General features: G+C 53.8%; 18 protein-coding genes and 1 rRNA gene. 11 read left to right on the plus strand and 8 right to left on the minus strand.

Features of this window, described 5'->3' with window-relative positions; translation table 11 throughout:
- The first annotated feature begins 2 nt into the window (after positions 1 to 2).
- Positions 3 to 542 carry a hypothetical protein gene (locus tag ACW5W8_RS05150; RefSeq protein WP_498626745.1) on the plus strand — a complete coding sequence of 180 codons (540 nt, stop codon included), beginning with the start codon at positions 3 to 5 and terminating at the stop codon, positions 540 to 542.
- Between the two features lie 44 nt (positions 543 to 586).
- Here ACW5W8_RS05150 and ACW5W8_RS05155 read toward each other — a convergent pair whose 3' ends face one another.
- The gene (locus tag ACW5W8_RS05155; protein WP_498626766.1) at positions 587 to 1,801 is read right to left on the minus strand and encodes a 3-deoxy-D-manno-octulosonic acid transferase; all 1,215 of its coding nucleotides are present in this window, start codon (positions 1,799 to 1,801) and stop codon (positions 587 to 589) included.
- Between the two features lie 135 nt (positions 1,802 to 1,936).
- On the minus strand, positions 1,937 to 2,971 hold the full coding sequence (locus tag ACW5W8_RS05160; RefSeq protein ID WP_498626746.1) for a glycosyltransferase family 9 protein: 1,035 nt from the start codon (positions 2,969 to 2,971) through the stop codon (positions 1,937 to 1,939).
- Between the two features lie 501 nt (positions 2,972 to 3,472).
- On the opposite strand from ACW5W8_RS05160, the gene ACW5W8_RS05165 reads away from it, so the two are divergent.
- Genes ACW5W8_RS05165 through ACW5W8_RS05175 form a run of 3 tightly spaced genes read left to right on the plus strand, consistent with a single transcriptional unit; the run spans position 3,473 to position 5,872 of the window.
- Positions 3,473 to 4,153 carry a glycosyltransferase family 25 protein gene (locus ACW5W8_RS05165; RefSeq protein WP_498626747.1) on the plus strand — a complete coding sequence of 227 codons (681 nt, stop codon included), beginning with the start codon at positions 3,473 to 3,475 and terminating at the stop codon, positions 4,151 to 4,153.
- The gene (locus tag ACW5W8_RS05170; RefSeq protein ID WP_498626749.1) at positions 4,150 to 5,259 is read left to right on the plus strand and encodes a glycosyltransferase; all 1,110 of its coding nucleotides are present in this window, start codon (positions 4,150 to 4,152) and stop codon (positions 5,257 to 5,259) included. The genes ACW5W8_RS05165 and ACW5W8_RS05170 overlap by 4 nt, the downstream gene beginning before the upstream one ends.
- Positions 5,246 to 5,872 (plus strand): acyltransferase, encoded by a 627-nt coding sequence (locus tag ACW5W8_RS05175; RefSeq protein ID WP_498626750.1) that lies wholly within the window; start codon positions 5,246 to 5,248, stop codon positions 5,870 to 5,872. The genes ACW5W8_RS05170 and ACW5W8_RS05175 overlap by 14 nt, the downstream gene beginning before the upstream one ends.
- Before the next feature lie 28 nt (positions 5,873 to 5,900).
- On the opposite strand, the gene ACW5W8_RS05180 is transcribed toward ACW5W8_RS05175, so the two are convergent.
- The 3 genes from ACW5W8_RS05180 to rfaD all read right to left on the minus strand — a co-directional run bounded on the left by ACW5W8_RS05180 (position 5,901) and on the right by rfaD (position 9,944).
- Positions 5,901 to 7,103, minus strand: coding sequence for an O-antigen ligase family protein (locus tag ACW5W8_RS05180; protein WP_498626751.1), 1,203 nt, complete (start codon positions 7,101 to 7,103; stop codon positions 5,901 to 5,903).
- Positions 7,100 to 8,869 (minus strand): bifunctional glycosyltransferase family 4 protein/polysaccharide deacetylase, encoded by a 1,770-nt coding sequence (locus ACW5W8_RS05185; protein ID WP_498626753.1) that lies wholly within the window; start codon positions 8,867 to 8,869, stop codon positions 7,100 to 7,102. Before ACW5W8_RS05185 ends, ACW5W8_RS05180 begins: the two co-directional genes overlap by 4 nt.
- Positions 8,870 to 8,987: 118 nt before the next feature.
- Entirely contained in the window at positions 8,988 to 9,944 is a 957-nt protein-coding gene (gene rfaD / locus ACW5W8_RS05190; protein WP_005340846.1) for an ADP-glyceromanno-heptose 6-epimerase, read from the minus strand.
- 157 nt (positions 9,945 to 10,101) lie between these two features.
- Between rfaD and ACW5W8_RS05195 the strand changes: the two genes are divergently transcribed.
- From ACW5W8_RS05195 to ACW5W8_RS05215, 5 genes are all read left to right on the plus strand, one after another.
- Positions 10,102 to 10,746 (plus strand): TetR/AcrR family transcriptional regulator, encoded by a 645-nt coding sequence (locus ACW5W8_RS05195; protein ID WP_042057022.1) that lies wholly within the window; start codon positions 10,102 to 10,104, stop codon positions 10,744 to 10,746.
- A gap of 115 nt (positions 10,747 to 10,861) precedes the next feature.
- The gene (locus tag ACW5W8_RS05200; protein ID WP_005342487.1) at positions 10,862 to 12,052 is read left to right on the plus strand and encodes a glycine C-acetyltransferase; all 1,191 of its coding nucleotides are present in this window, start codon (positions 10,862 to 10,864) and stop codon (positions 12,050 to 12,052) included.
- A 55-nt stretch (positions 12,053 to 12,107) separates the two neighbouring features.
- Entirely contained in the window at positions 12,108 to 13,136 is a 1,029-nt protein-coding gene (gene tdh, locus ACW5W8_RS05205) for an L-threonine 3-dehydrogenase (RefSeq protein ID WP_498626755.1), read from the plus strand.
- A gap of 197 nt (positions 13,137 to 13,333) precedes the next feature.
- Positions 13,334 to 13,789 carry a c-type cytochrome gene (locus ACW5W8_RS05210; protein WP_236351160.1) on the plus strand — a complete coding sequence of 152 codons (456 nt, stop codon included), beginning with the start codon at positions 13,334 to 13,336 and terminating at the stop codon, positions 13,787 to 13,789.
- A gap of 84 nt (positions 13,790 to 13,873) precedes the next feature.
- Positions 13,874 to 16,150, plus strand: coding sequence for a putative bifunctional diguanylate cyclase/phosphodiesterase (locus ACW5W8_RS05215; RefSeq protein WP_498626756.1), 2,277 nt, complete (start codon positions 13,874 to 13,876; stop codon positions 16,148 to 16,150).
- Between the two features lie 2 nt (positions 16,151 to 16,152).
- Here the strand turns inward: ACW5W8_RS05215 and rep are convergent, their stop codons facing one another.
- The gene (gene rep / locus ACW5W8_RS05220) at positions 16,153 to 18,165 is read right to left on the minus strand and encodes a DNA helicase Rep (protein ID WP_498626757.1); all 2,013 of its coding nucleotides are present in this window, start codon (positions 18,163 to 18,165) and stop codon (positions 16,153 to 16,155) included.
- Between the two features lie 181 nt (positions 18,166 to 18,346).
- Here rep and ACW5W8_RS05225 point away from each other — a divergent pair, with 181 nt between their 5' ends.
- Together ACW5W8_RS05225 and ACW5W8_RS05230 are read left to right on the plus strand one after the other, a co-directional pair.
- Positions 18,347 to 19,567: an aminotransferase class V-fold PLP-dependent enzyme gene (locus ACW5W8_RS05225; RefSeq protein WP_498626758.1), complete on the plus strand. Its 1,221-nt coding sequence runs from the start codon at positions 18,347 to 18,349 to the stop codon at positions 19,565 to 19,567.
- A 13-nt stretch (positions 19,568 to 19,580) separates the two neighbouring features.
- Complete coding sequence (locus ACW5W8_RS05230) at positions 19,581 to 20,015, plus strand: SufE family protein (protein ID WP_498626759.1); 435 nt, start codon at positions 19,581 to 19,583, stop codon at positions 20,013 to 20,015.
- A 21-nt stretch (positions 20,016 to 20,036) separates the two neighbouring features.
- Here ACW5W8_RS05230 and tcdA read toward each other — a convergent pair whose 3' ends face one another.
- The gene (tcdA, locus tag ACW5W8_RS05235) at positions 20,037 to 20,873 is read right to left on the minus strand and encodes a tRNA cyclic N6-threonylcarbamoyladenosine(37) synthase TcdA (protein ID WP_498626760.1); all 837 of its coding nucleotides are present in this window, start codon (positions 20,871 to 20,873) and stop codon (positions 20,037 to 20,039) included.
- Positions 20,874 to 21,066: 193 nt separating this feature from the next.
- Positions 21,067 to 21,150 (minus strand): 5S ribosomal RNA (rrf, locus tag ACW5W8_RS05240); the annotation flags it as partial.

Genomic DNA, 21,150 nt, shown 5'->3' on the forward strand with positions numbered 1-21,150 from the left:
TCATGAGACTGTTTTTGCTGTTGTTGTCGTTGTTTGCCACGACTGTAAGTTCTGATGAAAAGCCGCGCCTGCCCTATTACGACTGGAGTCGCTGCCCGTTTGAGGGTTGTACCTATCAGACATGGACCACCAAGCAAGAGGTGATCGTCAGAGCCGAGCCATCCCTGACGGCCAAAGCGCTGTTCCGGCTACCCCGCGGCCAGCAGGTGGAAGGGCTGACCGGGGTCGTCATTACCGAACAACCGGGGATCGTCGAGATACTTAGATCGGTCAAGCTGGGCTACAGCAAAGAGGGAAAAGGGCCACTGTTGAATATGAAGGCAGGGGAAACGCTTTATATCCTCGGCGGACTGGGCGAAGGCAATAGCCTGTTCTGGTACAAGGGCAAAACCTACATTCTCGATTATGACTATGCGCGCAAAGAGATCAGATACGGCCGGTCACCGCAGAACCAGTGGTGGGTAAAAATTCGGGACAAGCAGGGGCGTGAGGGTTGGGTTGCCGAAGCCGACAACTTCGCCCATATGGATCGCTTCGAGTAATAACGACAGCCTGCCCCAGCTAGGGGGCAGGCTGTTGATGAGAGTTACTGCCCGGGTTGCAGCTTCATCTCCTGCAGATACTCCTGCACCTGGGTTTTGTAATCCGCCTGATAGGAGAACTTGGTGCTGTCGCACGCCGCAATCAGGTTCACCGCGGTGCAGAACAGAGTAGCCGCCAGCAGCCCCTTGCCAAGCCACTGCGGGTAACGACTGCTCCAGCGCACCAGCAACAGCAGCATCGGGAACAGGGCATAGGGGAAGATCAGCATCAGGTGCCAGTAGTTGAAGATAATGGGCGAGAGCGCCGCACTCACCAGCACCGCCAGCACCGCCGCCAGCGCATAGAGACCGAGCCAGCTCTCGCCACTCACCTCGGACCGATCACTGCGCAGCAGGCGCGGTTTGAGTTCACGCCACAGCTGCCAGTTGGCCTTGGCTGCCAGCAACACGGTCGCCGCGCCTACCCCGTAGATCACCACCCGCCACAGCCAGACTGCCGCCATCTGCAGGTATTCGTGGCCTGCCAGCCAGATGAACTGGGTGTCATTGACCAGCTTGCTGGCAAACAGCCAGGAGCCGTAGCGCAGCCAGTAGAGCACTGATTTCAACACCGGATAGACATGCACCAGCCCCCAGCCGATATAGCGCTGGCGCGCCTCGGGATCGACGTTCTGGGTGATGTGGCTGTTGCTCATCACTTCCATGGCGTAAGGGATCAGGGAGGCACCGATCAGCAGGGTAGCCACCACCACCCCGCTCCAGCTCACCTTGAGAATGCGGCGCCAGAACAGATAGGTGGACATTACCGCCAGCAGCGGCCAGGAGTAGTGCAGCTGCATCGCCATGCCGATAGCCAGCAGGTGAACAATCATGTGCCAGAAGGAGGCCCGCTCGCGCATATGCCAGGCAGACCAGCAGTGCATGGCCGAGAAAAGGAACAGATAGGAGGGGTTGTAGAGCAGACTCTCGTACTGAAACCAGGGGTTGAGCCAGCAGAGCACCAGAAACAGCAACCGCGCATTACCCTTCGATACGGGGTCAACAAACACCTGACGGATCACCGCATCAAACAGCAGGAATCCGACCAACCGCATCGCCAGCAGCAGCACCATGGGAGCGTAAGGTGAATCCCACAGCAGCAGCGGCCCGCCGATCAGCCAGGCCGACAAGCTGCCCGGTACATTGCCCACCGCACTCGCCGCATTGCCATAACTGAGCCAGACCCCCTCATAAGCCCCAAGGTAACCCTTGTAGAGCATCTGGGTCTGATCGCCGGTGAGGAGTTGCAACTGGAAGAAAATCAGGGAGACCAGCAGCCCCCCACCAAGGCCCAGATAAAACAACCCTTTGGATCCGCTCCTCTTTTGTAATTCGTTCAATCCCTGTGGCTCCTGTTATGTAGGGTTCTTGCTATTCATCGAGGCAATCCATCTGACGAAGGTCTGCTCGAACTCGTTCATATCCAGCGAATTGATATCCTGACTGGTCAGCGACTTGGAAAACAGCGTCATGGCATCCCGGGTATTGGGGTGCCACTCAGCGTAGTTTTCGCCTCCCCCGCCCAGATCCGGGTTATAGAGTCCCAGGATCGGCAAGTTCAGCCCCGCCGCGATATGCACGGTGGCGGTATCCACCGACACCAGACCAACCGAGTGACGCAACTGGGTAAAAAGCCCGCCAAGCGATGGCGCCTCTGGCGACAGCAGGATCCGTGCTGGCTCGCTGGCTTTATCGCGCAATGTGGCGACCTCCTGCTCCATCCCTGGCGGGAAAAGCAGGCAGAGGGTTTGCTGGCAATGGGCCAGCATCAGCTCCAGCATGCGGGCAATCATCTCCGGCCGCAGACGGCGGGCACCGCCACTGCCATACGGGTTAAAAGCGATCACCTGTTGCGCGGCAGGCCACCATGCTGCCAGATTTTGCTCCCACTCGGGACTATGGGGGATCACATATCGGGTATCGGGATCGTGAATCCCCATGCTGTCCAGCAGCGCCGCAAACTTGTCGGCGAAGTGACGACCAGCAGTGCGCTCGCCAAGCTTGATATCAATGGAAGCCAGCGCATCATCCATGCCCGCAATGTGACAGGCATCGACCTGATTCAAAAAGTAGATATCTTTCATCTTCAACGACTTGCCAAGATGAACCAGATATCCGACCCGCCCAAGAGAGTGCGCCAGCGCTTTAAGCTCGCCATAAGCCGGGCGCTTGGGTATCTCGATGACCCGATCAGCTCCCAGATGATCGCGAAATAGCGGGGCCATGGCATGAGTCGTCACGACCCACACTTCCCGCCCAGGCTGGGCCCGGCGAATTTCCCGTGCAACCCAGGAGGAGACTATGGCATCACCCAGCTTGGCATCCCAACGAAGCAGCACCACTTTGCCACAGCCATCGTCAGCCGGACGACTGCGCGCTCGGTCAAACAAAAAAAGCCCCACTCGACGACGAACTGTGTCACGCGCTAGTTGTAGCTTATTAATCAGCCCCATGGAGACCTCAGAATAAAAATATAGGGGAGCAGAATACCAAGATATCGAACAGATTGGCAGCACTCTCCCAACCCACTCGATGCTCACAGTGAAAATAGAAGGCTTCTTTATAATATCCCCCAAAACGCATACTTCTGGGAAATAGAATTACTTAAAAATTTCATTATATACATTAGTAACGATAGTAAGCTGTCAGTTTTTTAAATATTGCCAATCCAATTAACTGCCCATCTCAATGACTCATATATAAATTTATCACCAATCCCCCAAACAAAAAAACCACCTTCATTAACTTTACTGCCATGATTATTTAGTCAGGCCTAACCTCTCTACTCTCAACTATAATCCTTTCATAAATATGATAAGAACGTAGAATACTAGAATATTAAGTTGAAAAATGCTATAGTTTCCAAATAGCCTATGAGAGCCACTATTAATATGAACCTCAAAATTTACATTATCAGTCTTGAAAAAAATAAAGAACGCCAGCACCTCATTACAAAAAGGATGATGCAACTTGGTCTGGATTTTGAGTTTTTCTTTGGCGTGGATGGTTCATTACTAACCCAGACTGAACTCTCTCAGGTAGACCAACAATATTGCCGCACGCATTTTAAACATGAAATGAACCCATCTGAAGTTGGATGTGCAATGAGCCATATTCGCATCTATGAAAAAATGATCTCAGACAATATACATCATGCTCTAATTTTAGAAGATGATGCTTATGTTCTTTCATGCGTACCAGATATTCTATCATCTATAATGCAGCGATCTAATTTTGATATGCTATATCTATTCCACGGAAAAGCCAAACGCTGGCCATTGTCACATAAACTACCACACGACTACCGTTTGGTCAGGTACAGATCGCCATCCAAAAACTCTAAGAGATGTATTATAGGTGCGGTTGCTTACCTCCTATCCATCAATGGGGCAAAAAAACTTCTCAACCATGCCTATCCAATAAGAATGCCGGCAGATTATCTTACCGGATTGATACAAAAAAATAGGCTTATAACATATGGCATTGAGCCTAACTGTGTGGATACGGGTCATCTTGATACAACTATACCAAATAGAAACTATGGTTCACATATCGAGAATAATGAAAAATGAAAATCTCTTTTCTTATTAATAGTCTAGATATGGGGGGTGCTGAAAAAGTACTACTCACATATGTTCAGGCATTATCCAGACTTGGATTATATGATATTTCGGTTATCACAAACAAACCATCAGCCTCAAAAATACAGGCCAAGATGGAGGAGTATGCGAATTGTCATTCAATATTTAGTCTCGATGAATACAATAATACGAACCCAATTATTAAAGTATATAAATCCATAAAAAGACGGATTATGCTCCATCTTTTTTTAAAAAAGAAAGATGTTATAATCGATTTTTTAGATTGCGACTTCGACAGATATATAAAATCCTTCAAGCAAAAAAAAATAACGTATCTTCACTCCAGCTTCCAGCATCTTATGAGAAGGAAAAAAAATATCGCTGAACGCTGCAATATATATGATGCAATCATTACTATTTGCCAAGATATGCATGCTGAGATCCATAGTTTTTCTCCTCAATGGATCGATAAGGCCCATATCATATATAACCCCTTCAATTTCGAAGACCTGAAAAATAGCAGTATTGACTACTCACTGCTAACAGAGTCCACACTGAATATATTGAATGGCGAATATATACTCACCGTATGTCGACTAAATGAAGAAACCAAAGATATAGCTACCTTGTTAGATGCTTACTATCTGGCTAGAAAACAAGGCTGCAATCAAGACTTGGTAATTATTGGAGATGGCCCCGATAAAGTTAATCTTGAGCAGAAAGCAGCAGCATTAAATTTGGAAAAATATATTATTTTTATTGGGGAGTGTGAAAATCCATATGTATGGATGAAGCATGCCCAAAAATTTGTATTGAGCTCTAAAGATGAAGGCTTTGGCTTAGTCATAGTAGAGGCGTTATATTTAAATGGTAACGTTATCTCTAGCGATTGCTACATAGGTCCCAGTGAAATATTACAACGTGGCATGCTTGGCGAACTCTTTGATGTAGGAAATAAACAGGCTTTATCTCATCTCCTGAATCAACCATCAACTCGGCTGCCATTACAGGATGGTCAGTTAGATATTTATCGTGCTGATAACTCTGCCCTAATGCTGCATAAATTAATATCAGGTATATCAAATGCTATCAATTAGTCAGCTGTTTTATAGAAATATTGTTAAGATACATAGAGGAAATTATTTTGATTGCCTCGGAAGAATGCGCTTATGTCAATTGACAATAAAAGGTAACAACAACATTGTCAATATATCAAAAAATACGAAAATGCGCAGATGTAAAATAATAGTAACCGGTAATAACAATAGTGTTAATATTGGCGAGGGATGTGATTTACACAACACCACAATCCATATTGATAACGTTGGCGGTAAAATAGTAATAGGTAGTTGCTCCAGTATTGCCGGCGCAACGATAGTATCATACGAACCTCACGAAATAAATATTGGCTCAGACTGTATGCTGTCTTATGGGATAGAAATACGTAATACTGACTCACACAAAATAATCAATGTTGACTCTGGGGAATGGCTTAACCAAGGAAGGCCTATCTATATAGAATCACATGTGTGGCTGGCTGCGCGTTGTACTATATTAAAGGGAGCACATATTGGTCATGACTCTATCATTGGAGCAAATAGCGTAGTTTCAGGTAAGATACCATCTCATGTAATAGCTATAGGACAGCCAGCCAAAATAATTAGAGAAAATGTATCATGGAATAGAGAATCTGTTATTCCAAATAAATAGGGCCTCTAGCAAGGCCCCATCTTACGCCTTAACATTCAGCTTCTATATCTCTAACCAAGGTCGCAAACAACAGAGAGAATAAGAAGATATATAGGGTTTCTTTTTGTTCCAATGGCACATCGGTCAAACCGGATACCAAATATGCAGATGATAAATATATACCTAACAAACCAAACTGTTCTCTCATAAATATGGGAGATACTAATAAGATCATCATGGGGATAAATCCCACAAGCCCTCGCATCACCAACTGATTTAGGTATTGATTGTGGGCATGTGGCATACCTAAACCACCATCCCCCACTAGTAAAATAGGATTGACCTTGTGCTCAGAGACTTGCTGTTTTTTTAGTCCATCAATACCATCCTTGCCAACCCCAATGAATGGATATTCCAAAAAACCTAGCCATGCACTTTTCCATACGACAAGACGCAACCCTATAGACGTTTGATAATTTCCTTGCTCCATTTTGATAAAATCATATTTTACATCATCCACCCGCTGGATTAATATCCTCGAGTTATAGCTAAACGCAACAAACAAAATAATTACACCAGGGAGTATCAATCTTATATTTTTAACAAGAAGAGCCATATTAAAAAATAAATACACAGCCGTAACCACGGCTAATGACAACCATACACCGCGACTCTGAGACAAATATATCGCTATTAATGATAGTCCAGCCCCTATTATAGTGATAAATTTCTTGGTGGCAGCTGTACTTTCATTAAAAAGAACATGCAGATTTAGAATAAAAATAACTAACGCCCCCTGAGCAAAAAGAATGGCGTTTGTATATCCCTCAACACGCACAACTCCTTTACTTGCCTCCACGATAGCTAAAGACCCTACGACCCAGCCACCGGCAATGACACCATATATGGCATAACTTTTTATCAATGCTGTTTTAGGTACAAAAAAGACAAAGGCTGTTAAAAAAAGTGTGATTCTGACAAGCGCGCTATCTTCCCCATGTGATAGCCTATTGAAAATCATCACAATTCCATACAGTAGTATGGTCTTTAATAAGACGCCACAGCCATTATTTAACGCAGTATTTTTTTTATTACAAGTAAAGTTAATCAACCCCAATATAATGGAAATAACAACAAGAATAGATAAATAGCTATGGCCTCTTGCTGAAGCATATAAAAAACCGAAAGCAAAAAATATTGTTAGTGCGAAAAAATATTCTGTAACCTTCTCAATACTCGAGTTAACTGTCATGTGCCATTCCGACGAAAAATATAATTCCCGCGAATTTTGCGCCACAGTCCAAACACATCTGTGCGGGGAAAGATGGCGATCCGGCGGATCTGGAAAGGGTCCTGGTGCATTGCTTTGGGGCCACTATTGGTAGCGACGGCAAAACGATACCCGGCGGCGATAGCCTGCTCCTTGGCACTCTCGTTCATATCTCCGTAAGGGTAGGCGAACGAGAGCAACGAATGACCAAGCAGGGCCTCCAGTTGGCGTTTATTCTCCTGAATTTCATGGGCTTGCTGTTCGGGTGTGAGCTTGCTCAAGCGGGGGTGAGTCAGAGTATGACCACCAATTTCCACATGACCGCTGGCGGCCAACGCCTTGACATGCTCACCACTCATCAATGAGACCTTGGTATCCGGATTGGTCGGATGCTCCACATCCCAACGGTTATAACCTTCGCCGGTGACCACGTACACCACTGCTTTGTAACCATATTTTTCCAGCAGCGGCAGCATGCGGGTCAGATTGTCCTGATAGCCGTCATCGGCGGTGATCATCAGGTACTTCTTGCCGTATTGCAGACGGTGGATAAAGCCTTTGTCCGCCAAATCGCGGAAAGTCAGGGTTTCGTAGCCTAGCCACTTCATCAGTCGCAGATGCTTCTCGAACATGGTGATCGGCATCCAGGTGCCATGCACCCCTTTCTCGCTATCCTGCTCGATAAAACGGTGGTACATGATGACGGGCATCTCGCGGCGCAGGGTTTCGACTACGGCATCCTGATAGATGGTTTCGAGGCCAGATACTACCTCCTGCAAGCCATACTCATCCTGAATGCGTTGGCGAATGACTTCCGGCACCGTCTTGCTGGCCAGGGCGGGCTCGATTTCTCCCTTAAGGGCAGCAAAATCGATAGCCAGATCCTTGGGGCCGATATCGCCGAAGTTGCTCGCCAGAGCATCATCCAGATTCTGTTCGGTCACCAGACCAATGGCCCTGGCTTCACCAATAGCAAAAGCGGGCCGGCCACACAGCAGTGCCTCCATCGCCACCCGACCAGCGCCGATCACCAGATCGCAACTCGCCAGCAGCCCGGGCACATCATCGACATAGCCAACAAACTCGGCGCGTCCTTCGAAACGGGCAAAGCGCTCCGGTACCTTGGTACCGCTGACAATCCGCACCTTGTATGCATCGAGGTCGAGCACTTCATCGAGCAAGCGGTAACAGAGCTCCCCTTTGGGGCCGCTCAGGCGCCCGATGATGGCAATCACCGGCTTTGGGTTGTCCGGCGCTGGCACAGGCTGGAATTTGTCGGTTTCGATACCGTTGCGCAGCACCTGCACTATCGCGGGATCGACCCCCAGATTGTCGACTATCTGATGGGCAATATCTTCACAAACGGCAACCGCCCGATAGCCGAGAGCATGGAAGGCTTTGCGCGAAGCGTGCACCGGCTGGCGACCATGAACCGTAGTGATCATCGGGGTGCCAGTCAACTTGCAGGCCACATAACTGCTCCAGCCGGAGGCGCGGGAGTGAGCATGCACCAACTGAATATGATGCTTCTTGATGAGGTAGATGAGGTAGAAGACGTGCCAGAAGCGGCGCAGAATGCTGCGCTTATTGAATCTCAGCTTGAAGACGGGGCCAAGCGTCGGCTTGGTCAGGGTATCTGACACATAAAAGACATTGTGACCACGCCGGGTCAGTTCGTTACCGACCGTGGTGGCATAGACCTCAGCTCCCGTTACCTCGAGCTGGGAGAGTGCCATCAATATATTCATCGCGCGGTTACCCGGTAGAGAAGAGAGGAACGGCAAGCAGCCACAGAGACCAGAAACCGGAAGCAGGCGAGTGCCCACTTCCGGTTTTGCGCTCAAACTGCCGCGTTGTGCTCACCCGTTAGCGGTTGAGCCAGGCCATGTAATCCGCTACCCCTTCGGCAACGGTTTTGAACTCGGCGTCATAACCCACGCTGCGCAGCTTGGTCATATCAGCCTGGGTGAAGCTCTGGTAGCGGCCCTTGAGGTGATCCGGGAAGGGAATGTACTCAATGGCTCCCTTCTGATGATGCTTGATCACCGCTTCGGCCACGTTCTGGAATGGCTCGGCACGGCCGGTACCACAGTTGAAGATGCCGGAGTGCTGCGGGTTCTGCCAGAACCAGAGGTTTACCTTGCAGACGTCGTCGATATAGATGAAGTCACGCATCTGACCACCGTTCGGGAAGCCATCGCAACCTTCGAACAGCTTGGGATTCTCGCCCTTCTTCACCTGGGTATTGAGGTGGAAGGCAACGGAAGCCATGGAGCCTTTGTGCTGCTCGCGCGGGCCGTAGACGTTGAAGTACTTGAGGCCGACAACCTGAGAGTTGATCTCCGGCATCCAGCGACGCACGTACTGGTCAAACAGCTGCTTGGAGTAGCCGTAGACGTTGAGTGGCTGTTCGAACTTGGGATCTTCGATGAAGTTGTCGTTGCGGCCACCGTAGGTCGCAGCAGAAGAGGCGTAAATGAACGGGATTTCACGCTCGATACAGTAGTGGAACAGATCCTTGGAGTACTCGTAGTTGACCTCCATGATGAACTTGCCGTTCCACTCGGTGGTGGCAGAGCAGGCACCTTCGTGGAAGATCACCTCGATGCCGTTGTCCCACTCTTCAAACTCGTCACCGGAGACGATGCGAGCCTGAAACTCGTCTTTGTCCATGTAGTCAGCGATGGTCAGATCGACCAGGTTGACGAACTTGGTGCCGTCGGTCAGGTCATCAATGACCACGATATCGGTCCGTCCTTGAGCGTTCAGCTGCTTGACCAGATTGCTGCCGATAAAGCCAGCACCGCCAGTTACTACGATCATGGAGTTTGCCTCTCGTACGTTGATGGCTACATGTGACTGCTTGTTAAAGCTGTGTATAGTGAGCCAATTTGAAATTGCCGAAAAGTTTATCACGGGCCGCTCGGGGATTCGACCTTGTTCAAAATGCCCCGAGCGGAACCTGTTGGAGGAATGAGTGATGAAAACCAGAGACAGGATCATTCACAGCGCGACCGAGCTGTTCAACGATCAGGGTGAACGCAACATCACCACCAACCATATTGCGGCGCACATGGGCATCAGCCCGGGCAACCTCTACTACCACTTCCGCAATAAAGAAGACATCATCCACTCCATCTTCGACCAGTATGCCCGTCACCTGAGCGAGAGCTTCGTGCCGACCCGCAACCGTGAAATCACCCTGCAGGATCTGATGGGTTATCTGGATGCCATCTTCTATCTGATGTGGCAGTTCCGCTTCTTCTACGCCAATCTGCCGGACATCCTGAGCCGTGACGAACCGCTGCAACAGAAGTACCTCAAGGCCCAGGAGCAGATGCGCTCCTCCGTGGTCGCCCTGCTCAGAAGCCTGCGCGAAGGGGGCATCATAGATGTCAGCGATGAAGACCTGCCGGATCTGGGCCAGACCATCAAGATGGTGGTGACCTGCTGGATCCCGTTCCAGATTGCCCAGGCCCCCAACACCCGCATCACCAAACCGCTGCTCTATCAAGGCGTGTTGAAGGTGCTGTTCCTGCTGCGTCCCTATGTGCAACCCCAGGTTGCCGGACAGATCCAGCAACTGGAACAACACTACCGCCAGCTGGCCCAACCAGTTGGGTGAGATCTGTTTCACATTTGTTGAATATCAGCACAATCATTTGAATTTACCGCAACAGATTGCAGTAAAATGTCGCCCTCTGTTGATACGCAGCTGAAATAGCCAATAAGGATCGAGGATGTCTAACGGATTCTATCGTCACCTGACCGAGCAACTGAACCAGGTGCAAGCTGAAGGGTTGTACAAGCAGGAGCGCATCATCACCTCCGCCCAGCAGGCCAGCATCGCCGTCGGCGGTGAGCAGGTACTGAACTTCTGTGCCAACAACTATCTGGGACTGGCCAACCACCCGGATCTGATCGCCGCCGCCCATCAGGGACTCGACAGCCACGGCTTCGGCATGGCCTCGGTACGCTTCATCTGCGGCACCCAGGATCAGCACAAAGCGCTGGAGCAGAAGATGTCTGCCTTCCTCGGCACCGAAGACACCATCCTCTACTCCTCCTGTTTCGATGCCAATGGCGGCCTGTTCGAGACCCTGTTCGGCGCCGAAGATGCCATCATCTCCGATGCCCTCAACCACGCCTCCATCATCGACGGCGTGCGGCTGTGCAAGGCCAAGCGCTATCGCTACGCCAACAACGACATGGCCGAACTGGAAGCCCAGCTCAAGCAGGCTGATGCCGATGGCGCCCGCTTCAAGCTGATCGCCACCGACGGTGTCTTCTCCATGGATGGGGTCATCGCCGACCTCAAATCCATCTGCGATCTGGCCGACAAATACGATGCGCTGGTGATGGTGGATGACTCCCACGCTGTCGGCTTTATCGGTGAAAACGGTCGTGGCACCCACGAATATTGCGGCGTGATGGATCGGGTCGACATCATCACCGGCACCCTGGGCAAGGCGCTCGGCGGCGCATCCGGCGGCTATACCTCCGGCAAGAAAGAGGTGATCGACTGGCTGCGTCAGCGCTCCCGTCCTTACCTCTTCTCCAACTCGCTAGCCCCCTCCATCGTTGCCGCCACCATCAAGGTGATCGACATGCTGGCGGAAGGTCACGACCTGCGTGCTCGCCTGAAAGAGAACAGCCGTTACTTCCGCGAGCGGATGAGTGCCGCCGGCTTCACCTTGGCAGGCGCCGACCACGCCATCATTCCGGTGATGCTGGGGGATGCCAAACTCGCCTCCGAAATGGCAAGCCGCATGCTGGCAGCCGGCATCTATGTGGTGGGCTTCTCCTTCCCGGTCGTGCCCAAGGGTCAGGCGCGCATTCGCACCCAGATGTCTGCCGCCCATACCCGCGAGCAGCTGGACAAGGCGATCGACGCCTTTATCCGCATCGGCCGTGAACTCGGCGTTATCTGACTTGAATCAAGGGGCCGGCGCCCCTTTTTTCTGCATTCATATTGAAGGAACAGCCATGAAAGCACTCTCCAAACTGCACAAAGAGGTCGGCATCTGGATGACGGATGTGCCGGCTCCCGAGCTCGGCCACAACGACCTGCTGATCAAGATCCGCAAAACCGCCATCTGCGGCACCGATATCCATATCTACAACTGGGACGAGTGGTCCCAGAAGACCATTCCGGTACCCATGGTAGTCGGCCACGAATATGTCGGCGAAGTGGTCGCCATCGGTCAGGAGGTGCGCGGCTTCGCCATCGGCGATCGGGTCTCCGGTGAAGGGCATATCACCTGCGGTCACTGCCGTAACTGCCGCGCTGGCCGCACTCACCTCTGCCGCAACACCATTGGCGTTGGCGTCAACCGCCCGGGCGCCTTTGCCGAGTATCTGGTGATCCCCGCATTCAACGCCTTCAAGCTGCCGGACAACATCCCGGACGAGCTGGCCGCCATCTTCGACCCGTTTGGCAATGCGGTGCACACCGCCCTCTCCTTCGATCTGGTGGGTGAAGATGTGCTCATCACTGGTGCGGGCCCCATCGGCATCATGGCAGCCGCCGTCTGCCACCATGTGGGTGCGCGCCACGTGGTGATCACCGACGTCAACGAATACCGGCTGGAGCTGGCCCGCAAGATGGGCGCCACCCGCGCAGTCAACGTGGCCAAGGAGAAGCTGGCCGACGTAATGAGCGAGCTGGGCATGACCGAAGGGTTTGACGTGGGGCTGGAGATGTCCGGCGTCCCGAGCGCCTTCCAGGAGATGCTCGACAAGATGAACCACGGCGGCAAGATCGCCATGCTCGGCATCCCCCCCTCCACCATGGCCATCGACTGGAACAAGGTGATATTCAAGGGGCTGTTTATCAAAGGGATCTATGGCCGCGAGATGTTCGAGACCTGGTACAAAATGGCCAGCCTGATCCAGTCCGGGCTGGATCTCTCCCCCATCATCACCCACAGGTTCCATATCGACGAATTCCAGCAGGGGTTCGATGCGATGCGCTCCGGCCACTCCGGCAAGGTGATCCTGAGCTGGGATAAATAACCCATGTCACCCTTTGTTTACCCAAAACCCGGCGAATGCCGGGTTTCTTTTTATCTCCACCACCCAAATTGCCGTGATATCGGCCAAAACTTTGTACGCAGAGTGTTTAACACTTCACACACAAGCGTTTAAATGGCTGTAACTATTCGGTTATAATCCCGTCGTTTACATGGATAATAAAAGACTGCTGGGAGTATATGAGCGTGTTGAAAAAACTGAGCTATTTGCTGGCTGTCGGGATGACGGCCGCCAGCTTGTCTGGGGCAGTGCTTGCTGCCGATGAGATGTCACCGGAAGCCATTGCCGAGCGGATCAAACCAATCGGTCAGGTCTATACCGCCAAGGATCTGGAAGGTATTGCCGGCGCGAGTGCTGCACCGACGGCGGCCGCCTCTTCCGGCCCCCGCGATGGTGAAACGGTATTCAAGGGTGCCTGCTTTGCCTGTCATGATACCGGTGCCGCCGGTGCCCCCAAACGGGGTGACAAGGCAGCTTGGGAGCCTCGCATCGCCCAGGGCATTGATACTCTCAAGAAACATGCCATTGAAGGCTTCACCGGCAAGTCCGGCATGATGCCTCCGCGCGGCACCTGTGCGAACTGTAGTGATGAAGAGATTGAAAACGCCATCCACTACATGATCGACAAGCTGTAAGTATTTGAAAGGGCCGCAATTGCGGCCCTTTCAATCTATCGGCTTCCGACTACTCTTGTAAGGTAGACATATCGGGAGTTGCACATGTCGTCCCAATCCATCGAACCCCACTACTCAACTCCTCTGTTGGCGTTGGTCTCTGCCATTATGGACTTTCCGGCGCCACAATCGGCCACGTCTGACGATTACGACACACTGATCCAGCAGATTGACCAACTCTGCCCGCTGCAACATTTCGGCATGCTGGGCCTCTCCGATACCGGTCTGAACTGGCTTTACGCCTACAAGGTCAGCGACATCTTCAAACAACAGCTGGGCCGGGAGCAGTCCCGCATCACCGATCAGCTCACCCAGCTGGATGAAGCCGAAGGGTGGTGCGTCTTTCCCATCGAGCATGGCCAGATACAGTGGTTGCTGGCGCGTGGAACCCCAGCCGACCTGCCGACCCTGCGCCTGCTGCTGGAGTGTCTGGCCAAACGGCTGACCGAAACCCAGGCGGGCTCCCATCTCACCGAGCTCCCTTCGCCCCTGATCCGCAAAGACCCGAACTGGAAAAAGAAAATCGAGAGCATCAGCCGCATCATGCGGCTGGCCAACACCCTGCCGGGTCAGGCGCTCTTTTCCCAGCTGGAGGCGGTACTGCGCCAGATGCTGGCCATCGAGGATATGCTGCTGATCAGGCTCACCAGCCAGAAACTGGAAAAGATCTACCCTGCCCATCCTCATCAGAGCGATGAATTCATCAGCGGCTTGTGCCACAGCACCAGCAATATCGAGGTGAACAGGGAGTCACGTTACTGGCACAGCATGCCGCTGCGGCTGCAGCAACAGTACTTCGCCCACTTCATCATCAGCACGACCCTGCCGCTGGAAACTGACGACAAACTGTTTCTCGACTTCCTGCGCGGCCAGCTAACCCTGTTGCTGGAGCTGAGACGGATCCGCCAGCAGCTCAACGACATCAATACCGAAGACTCCATCAATCAGCGCCTGCAACAGCTGCGTCAGACCAACCTCAGGCTGCAAAAGCAGCTCAAGCAGCATCAGGAGCTGGAGCGGCGGTTGCAATTCGATGCGCTCCACGACCCGCTGACTCAATTGCCCAACCGCGCGCTGTTGATGAACCACCTCAACCACGCCATGACTCACTACAACCGCTACAAATCGCCGGGATTTGCGGTGATCTTCATCGATGTGGATCACTTCAAGCAGATCAACGACACCCTGGGCCACAGCGCGGGGGATCAACTGCTCAAGGAGGTAAGCCGCCGCCTGCAGACCTGCATCCGGCAAAACGATCTGGTGGCCAGACTGGGGGGCGATGAGTTCGTCATCTATCTGGACAGCAGCAAGAGCGACGATGACATAAGCCCGGTGCTCAACCGCATTATCAGCCGTCTCTCCTACCCGTTCCGGCTACTCGGCAACGAATTGAGCATTACCGTCAGCCTTGGGGTATCGACCGTATCCGAGCAAACCTCAGATATCAGCCAGCTGCTCCATCAGGCTGATTTGGCCATGTATCAGGCCAAACGCAATGGTCGCAGCCGCATCGTCAGCTACTCGGATGATTGCATCAACCAGAACTGGAATTCGCCGGAAGAGATGCTGGCCAGAGCCTTGCGGGAAGGGCGTATCGTCCCTTACTTCCAGCCGGTGATCCGGCTGCAGGATAGCCGCCTGACCGGACTGGAGGTGATGGCGCGCTGGCTGACCGAGGAGGGCATTCTCAAAGATGCGTTCGACTTTATTCCGCTGGCAGAGCAGTGCGGCCTGATTCTGGAGCTGGATTACCAGATCCTGCGCCACACCTGTCAGCAACTGAAGAACTGGCTGCCAATCTCCGGGCAGAGCAAGTTCAAGGTCGCCATCAATCTGTCGGGCAAGCATCTGGTCAACCATGACCACATCATGCGGCTGATGGGAATTATCGAAGAGGAAGGGGTCGCCCCCGGCTATCTGATTTTTGAATTCAACGAGCGGGAGCTGTCGCGGCAAGATTCCGATGCGCTGGCATCCCTGCATGACCTGAGGGCCAAGGGTATCCAGATCAGCCTGGATGATTTTGGCACCGGCTTCTCCTCCCTCAACGCCTTGTTCCACTTCCCGGTGGATTACATCAAGGTGGATGACAGCTTTACCCAACGGATGCTGCAATCGCCCAAAGATTTGGCGCTGATCCGCGCCATGCGGGATATCTGTCAGGATCTCGATTACACCCTGGTGGTCGAGGGGATCGAGAACCAGCAGCAATTGCAGAAGCTGATTGATATCGGCTGCCGGATGGGGCAAGGGCGCTATATCTCACCGCCCATGCCGGGAGCAGACATAGTACCGCTACTGACCCCAGCCAATCCTTAGGGTTAATCCTTCTTGAACAACGCCCGCAGGTTGGCAACACCGACCTGCCCCTTCTGCTGGCGCTCCTCGGCAGTCACCTTCTTCTGGTTTTCCCATTCAAGGTCATCCTGCGGCAGCTCCAGCAGGAAGCGGCTCGGCTCTGGCCGTACCGACTCGCCAAACTGACGCCGCTCCTTGCAGAGGGTGAAGGTAAGTTCGGTCTGGGCCCGGGTGATCCCCACGTAGGCGAGACGTCGCTCTTCCTCCACATTATCTTCATCGATGCTGGTCTGGTGAGGCAGCAAGCCTTCCTCCATCCCCACCATGTAGACATAGGGGAACTCCAGTCCCTTTGAGGCATGCAGGGTCATCAACTGCACCTGATCCGCATCGTCCTCCCCCTCGTTGCGCTCCATCATATCGCGCAGAGTGAGGCGAGTGACCACCTGAGCCAGCGTCATCGACTCCTCCAGCTCATCCCCCTCCAGCATCTCGGTGATCCAGCGATAGAGGGTGGAGACGTTCTGCATCCGCATCTCGGCCGCTTTCGGGCTGGGGGAGGTCTCGTAGAGCCACTCTTCGTAGTGGATCTCCTTGATCATGTCCCGCACCGCCTCCACCGGATTGCCGCGCAGCGCCTGATCGCCAAGGCGAACCAACCAGTTGGTAAATGCCTGCAAGGCCACAAGGCCACGGCCGGAGAGGTGTTGCTCCAGCCCCAGCTCGAAGCTGGCGGCAAACAGGCTCTTGCCGCGCTGATTGGCATACTGACCCAGTTTTTCGAGGGTGGTGGGGCCAATCTCGCGGCGCGGCAGGTTGACCACCCGCAGGAAGGCGGTGTCCTCGTCCGGATTCACCAGCAGCTTGAGGTAGGCCATGATGTCCTTGATCTCGGTGCGGGAGAAAAACGAGGTGCCGCCGGAGATACGGTAAGGAATCCGGTTGGTCATCAGCGCCTTCTCGAAGATGCGCGACTGATGGTTGCCCCGATAGAGGATGGCGTAATCCTTGAACCGGGTGCGGTTCATAAACTTGTGGCCCATCATCTCGGCAGCGATCCGCTCCGCTTCGTGCTCCTCGTTCTTGGCGAACAGCACCTTGAGCTTCACCCCCTCATCCAATTCGGAGAAGAGCGCCTTGTCATAGACGTGGGGGTTGTTGGCGATCAAGATGTTGGCGCACTTGAGGATCCGCCGCTTGGAGCGGTAGTTCTGCTCCAGCTTGATGAGCCGCAGGTTCAGAAAGTCTTCGCTCAGCAGCACCAGATTCTGCGGCTTGGCACCGCGCCAAGAGTAGATGGACTGGTCATCGTCCCCCACCACGGTAAAACGGGCCCGCTCGCCAACGATCTGCTTCACCAGCTCGTATTGGCTGGTGTTGGTGTCTTGGTACTCATCGACCAGCAGATAGCGGATCTTGTTCTGCCAGCGCTCGCGAACCTCCTGATTGCTCTTGAGCAGCAGGGTTGGCATCACTATGAGGTCGTCAAAATCCAGCGCGTTATAGGCCACCATCTGGCGGTGATAACGTTCGTAGAGCTGGGCCATCAGCACCTCTTCCGGCCCGCGGGCGATACGCATGGCGCGGGCGGGCAGGATGAGGTCGTTCTTCCAGTTGGAGATCTGGGTAATGAGGGCCGAGAGCTTGTCCTTGTCGTTGTCGAGCTCGTCTTCAGTCAATTCTTTCAGCAGCGCCAGCTGGTCGGTGTCATCGAACAGGGAGAAGTTCGCCTTGAGATTCAGGCTCTTGTGCTCACGACGAATAATATCAAGCCCCAAGGTATGGAAGGTGGAGACCATCAACCCCCGCGCCTCCTTACGTCCCAGGGTCTGGCCGACCCGCTCCTTCATCTCCCGCGCCGCCTTGTTGGTAAAGGTGACCGCAGCGATATTGCGCGCACTGTAGCCGCACTGCTGTACCAGATAGGCAATCTTGTTGGTGATGACGCGGGTCTTACCCGATCCGGCACCCGCCAACACCAGGCAAGGGCCGGAAACATACTTGACCGCTTCGTTCTGATTGGGGTTGAGCTTCATGGGCCGGATCTCTTGGCTTATGATGAGGGGCGGCATTGTACCAGAAATCACCCGACGAGCCGTACCTGCTGCACGGCAGGCAACCGCCAATCGGGCTTATCGCGCCTTGTGTTCGGGCGCTATTTTCAGGATCATGGCCGACCTTTTGAGATGATGACTTTTTCCGGATGATGAGGGAAGCATGAATCAGCAACAGCACAACCAACTGCGCAGCCAGTTTCCGGCCTTGGCGCAGGAGGTAAACGGCCACCCTCTGGTCTATCTGGATAACGCCGCCACCACTCAGAAACCGCAAGCGGTACTGGATGCCATCGCTCACTACTATCGGGCCGACAACGCCAACGTGCACCGTGCCGCCCATGCTCTGAGTGGCCGCGCTACCCGCGCCTTCGAGGCCGCCCGCGAAACGGTCGCCCGCTTTATCAATACCCCCCGCAGCCAAGAGGTGATCTGGACCCGCGGCACCACGGAGGCGATCAATCTGGTGGCCCAGAGCTGGGGGATGAGCGAGCTCAAGGCAGGGGACGAAATTATCCTCAGCACGCTGGAACACCACGCCAATATCGTCCCGTGGCAACTGGTCGCCCAGCGCATAGGAGCGGTGATCCGGGTCATCCCCCTTGATGAACGGGGCGATCTCGATCTGGCCGCCTATCACGCCATGCTGGGGCCACGGACCCGGCTGGTGAGCGTGGCCCACGTATCCAATGCCCTTGGCACCGTCAATCCAGTCAAAGAGATGGTGGCAGCGGCCAAGGCAGTCGACGCTCTGACCCTGATCGACGGCGCCCAGGCGGTGGCTCATCTCGAGGTGGATGTGCAGGCCATCGGTTGCGACTTCTACGCCTTCTCCGGCCACAAGCTCTATGGCCCGACCGGCATCGGTGTGTTGTGGGGCCGCACCGAGCTATTGGAGCGGATGCCGCCCTGGCAAGCAGGTGGCGAGATGATCGATCGGGTCAGTTTCAGCGGCACCACCTTCAATACCCTGCCTTTTAAATTCGAGGCGGGCACCCCCCATATCGCTGGCGCTATCGGCCTCGCCGCTGCCATCGACTTTGTGATGGCACAAGATAGGGAATGGCTCGCCCAACATGAGCAGGCACTGACCGACTATCTGGTAGCTGGCCTGCAACAGGTGCCGGGGTTGCGTCTGGTCGGCGAACCCGGCCAACGTGCCGGAGCAGTCTCTTTCTTGCTCGACGACATCCACCCGCAAGATGCTGCTACCCTGCTCGACATGCAGGGTATCGCCCTGCGAGTCGGCCATCACTGCGCCATGCCGCTGATGGAATCGCTCGGGATCGGCGGCACCATGCGTGCCTCGCTGGCCTGCTACAACAATCGGGATGATATCGACGCCCTGCTGGCCGCCCTGCACAAACTCAGTGACTTCTTCTAAGGCAGACTACCGAATGAGTGACCTCGCAAACTATACCCTGATTGGCCTTGAGCCCAACGCCGACCGCGTCCGCCAGCAGTTTGCCGCCGCTCACGGCTGGGAGAACCAGTACCGGCTCATCATCCAGCTCGGCAAGCAGTTGCCAGTACTACCCTGCGAATGGCAGCAGGAAGAGTTCCGCCTCAAGGGGTGTGAAAGCCAGGCTTGGCTGAAGGGAGAACAAAGCGAGGATGGCTGCTGGCATTTTGCCTGTGATTCCGATGCCCGCATCGTGCGCGGGCTGATCGTTATCGTGCTGGCGGCGCTTAACCACCAATCGTCTGCGGCGATCCAGGCTTTTGATATGGAAGGGTATTTTACCGAACTGGGACTTGAGAAACATTTGAGCCCGTCACGGGGTAACGGGCTCAGAGCGATCGTGCTGGCGATCCGGGAACAGGCGGTCTAACCCACCTCGTCCAGTGGTCGATTAGGCTTCGCTAGTCGACCCGGCATCTTCATTCCCGGCCTCTTTCTCGGCGCGGGCCCCCCGCTCGGCAATCTTCTTCAAGACCCGGGACGCAGCGACCAGCCCAAAGGTTGCCGTCACCGGCGTCACAGCGCCAAAGCCGGAGGCGCAATCCATCTTCATTGTGCCATCGCTGGCTGCCTTGGCCTGACAAGTGCCGCCATTGCCATCCGGATAGCTCAGCTGCTCGGTTGAGAAGACACACTCCACCCCGAATTTGCGCGCCGGATTCTTGCTGAAGTTGTGCAAGCGGCGCAGGTCGGAGCGCACCTTGGCAGCGAGCGGATCTTGAATGGTCTTGGCCAGATCGGCCACAGTGATCTGGGTCGGATCCATCTGCCCGCCCGCGCCTCCCGCCACAATCACCGGGATCTTGTTGCGCTTGCAGAAGGCAATCAGCGCCACCTTGGCCTTGACCGAGTCGATGGCGTCCACTACATAGTCAAACTCCCGCTTGATATGCTCGGCCAGATTGTCGACAGTAACGAAATCGTCCACCTCGATCACTTCGCAATCCGGATTGATGGCGCGAATACGCTCAGCCATCACCTCGGTTTTGAGGCGACCGACCGTACCCTGCATGGCGTGGATCTGGCGATTGGTGTTGGTGATGCAGATATCGTCCATGTCGATCAGGGTGATCTGGTTGATGCCGGCACGAGCCAGCGCTTCGGCCGCCCAGGAACCAACGCCGCCGATCCCCACCACACAGACCTTGGCCTGGCTAAAGGAACGCAAGGCGTTCTGACCATAAAGACGGGCAATGCCCCCGAATCGCTGTAGATATTCTGCTTTCATACCACCACCTTGCTTGAGGGCGGCCATTATAACGGCAACCAGAGCCAGCGGCGATGGCATAACCGGAGAAAATCGGGGAGGAAAAATGGAGAATACGGCCGGGAAGAGGGAATAAAAGGTCGATATTTAGGCAGCTTACCGAATTGCAGGCAATAAAAAACCCCGCTCGATGAGCGGGGTTCTTAAATTGGGTGCCTGGCAGTGTCCTACTCTCGCATGGCGAATGCCACACTACCATCGGCGCTACCGCGTTTCACTTCTGAGTTCGGCATGGGAT

This window comes from Aeromonas aquatilis, assembly GCF_054052405.1.

What these genes read in the sequence shown, in the direction of transcription:
- ACW5W8_RS05150 (WP_498626745.1), top strand. Translation starts at nt 3, where the DNA reads ATGAGACTGTTTTTGCTGTTGTTGTCGTTGTTTGCCACGACTGTAAGT.
- ACW5W8_RS05155 (WP_498626766.1), bottom strand. Translation starts at nt 1,801, where the DNA reads ATGCTCTACAAGGGTTACCTTGGGGCTTATGAGGGGGTCTGGCTCAGT.
- ACW5W8_RS05165 (WP_498626747.1), top strand. Translation starts at nt 3,473, where the DNA reads ATGAACCTCAAAATTTACATTATCAGTCTTGAAAAAAATAAAGAACGC.
- ACW5W8_RS05170 (WP_498626749.1), top strand. Translation starts at nt 4,150, where the DNA reads ATGAAAATCTCTTTTCTTATTAATAGTCTAGATATGGGGGGTGCTGAA.
- ACW5W8_RS05175 (WP_498626750.1), top strand. Translation starts at nt 5,246, where the DNA reads ATGCTATCAATTAGTCAGCTGTTTTATAGAAATATTGTTAAGATACAT.
- ACW5W8_RS05180 (WP_498626751.1), bottom strand. Translation starts at nt 7,103, where the DNA reads ATGACAGTTAACTCGAGTATTGAGAAGGTTACAGAATATTTTTTCGCA.
- ACW5W8_RS05185 (WP_498626753.1), bottom strand. Translation starts at nt 8,869, where the DNA reads ATGAATATATTGATGGCACTCTCCCAGCTCGAGGTAACGGGAGCTGAG.
- rfaD (WP_005340846.1), bottom strand. Translation starts at nt 9,944, where the DNA reads ATGATCGTAGTAACTGGCGGTGCTGGCTTTATCGGCAGCAATCTGGTC.
- ACW5W8_RS05195 (WP_042057022.1), top strand. Translation starts at nt 10,102, where the DNA reads ATGAAAACCAGAGACAGGATCATTCACAGCGCGACCGAGCTGTTCAAC.
- ACW5W8_RS05200 (WP_005342487.1), top strand. Translation starts at nt 10,862, where the DNA reads ATGTCTAACGGATTCTATCGTCACCTGACCGAGCAACTGAACCAGGTG.
- tdh (WP_498626755.1), top strand. Translation starts at nt 12,108, where the DNA reads ATGAAAGCACTCTCCAAACTGCACAAAGAGGTCGGCATCTGGATGACG.
- ACW5W8_RS05210 (WP_236351160.1), top strand. Translation starts at nt 13,334, where the DNA reads ATGAGCGTGTTGAAAAAACTGAGCTATTTGCTGGCTGTCGGGATGACG.
- ACW5W8_RS05215 (WP_498626756.1), top strand. Translation starts at nt 13,874, where the DNA reads ATGTCGTCCCAATCCATCGAACCCCACTACTCAACTCCTCTGTTGGCG.
- rep (WP_498626757.1), bottom strand. Translation starts at nt 18,165, where the DNA reads ATGAAGCTCAACCCCAATCAGAACGAAGCGGTCAAGTATGTTTCCGGC.
- ACW5W8_RS05225 (WP_498626758.1), top strand. Translation starts at nt 18,347, where the DNA reads ATGAATCAGCAACAGCACAACCAACTGCGCAGCCAGTTTCCGGCCTTG.
- ACW5W8_RS05230 (WP_498626759.1), top strand. Translation starts at nt 19,581, where the DNA reads ATGAGTGACCTCGCAAACTATACCCTGATTGGCCTTGAGCCCAACGCC.
- tcdA (WP_498626760.1), bottom strand. Translation starts at nt 20,873, where the DNA reads ATGAAAGCAGAATATCTACAGCGATTCGGGGGCATTGCCCGTCTTTAT.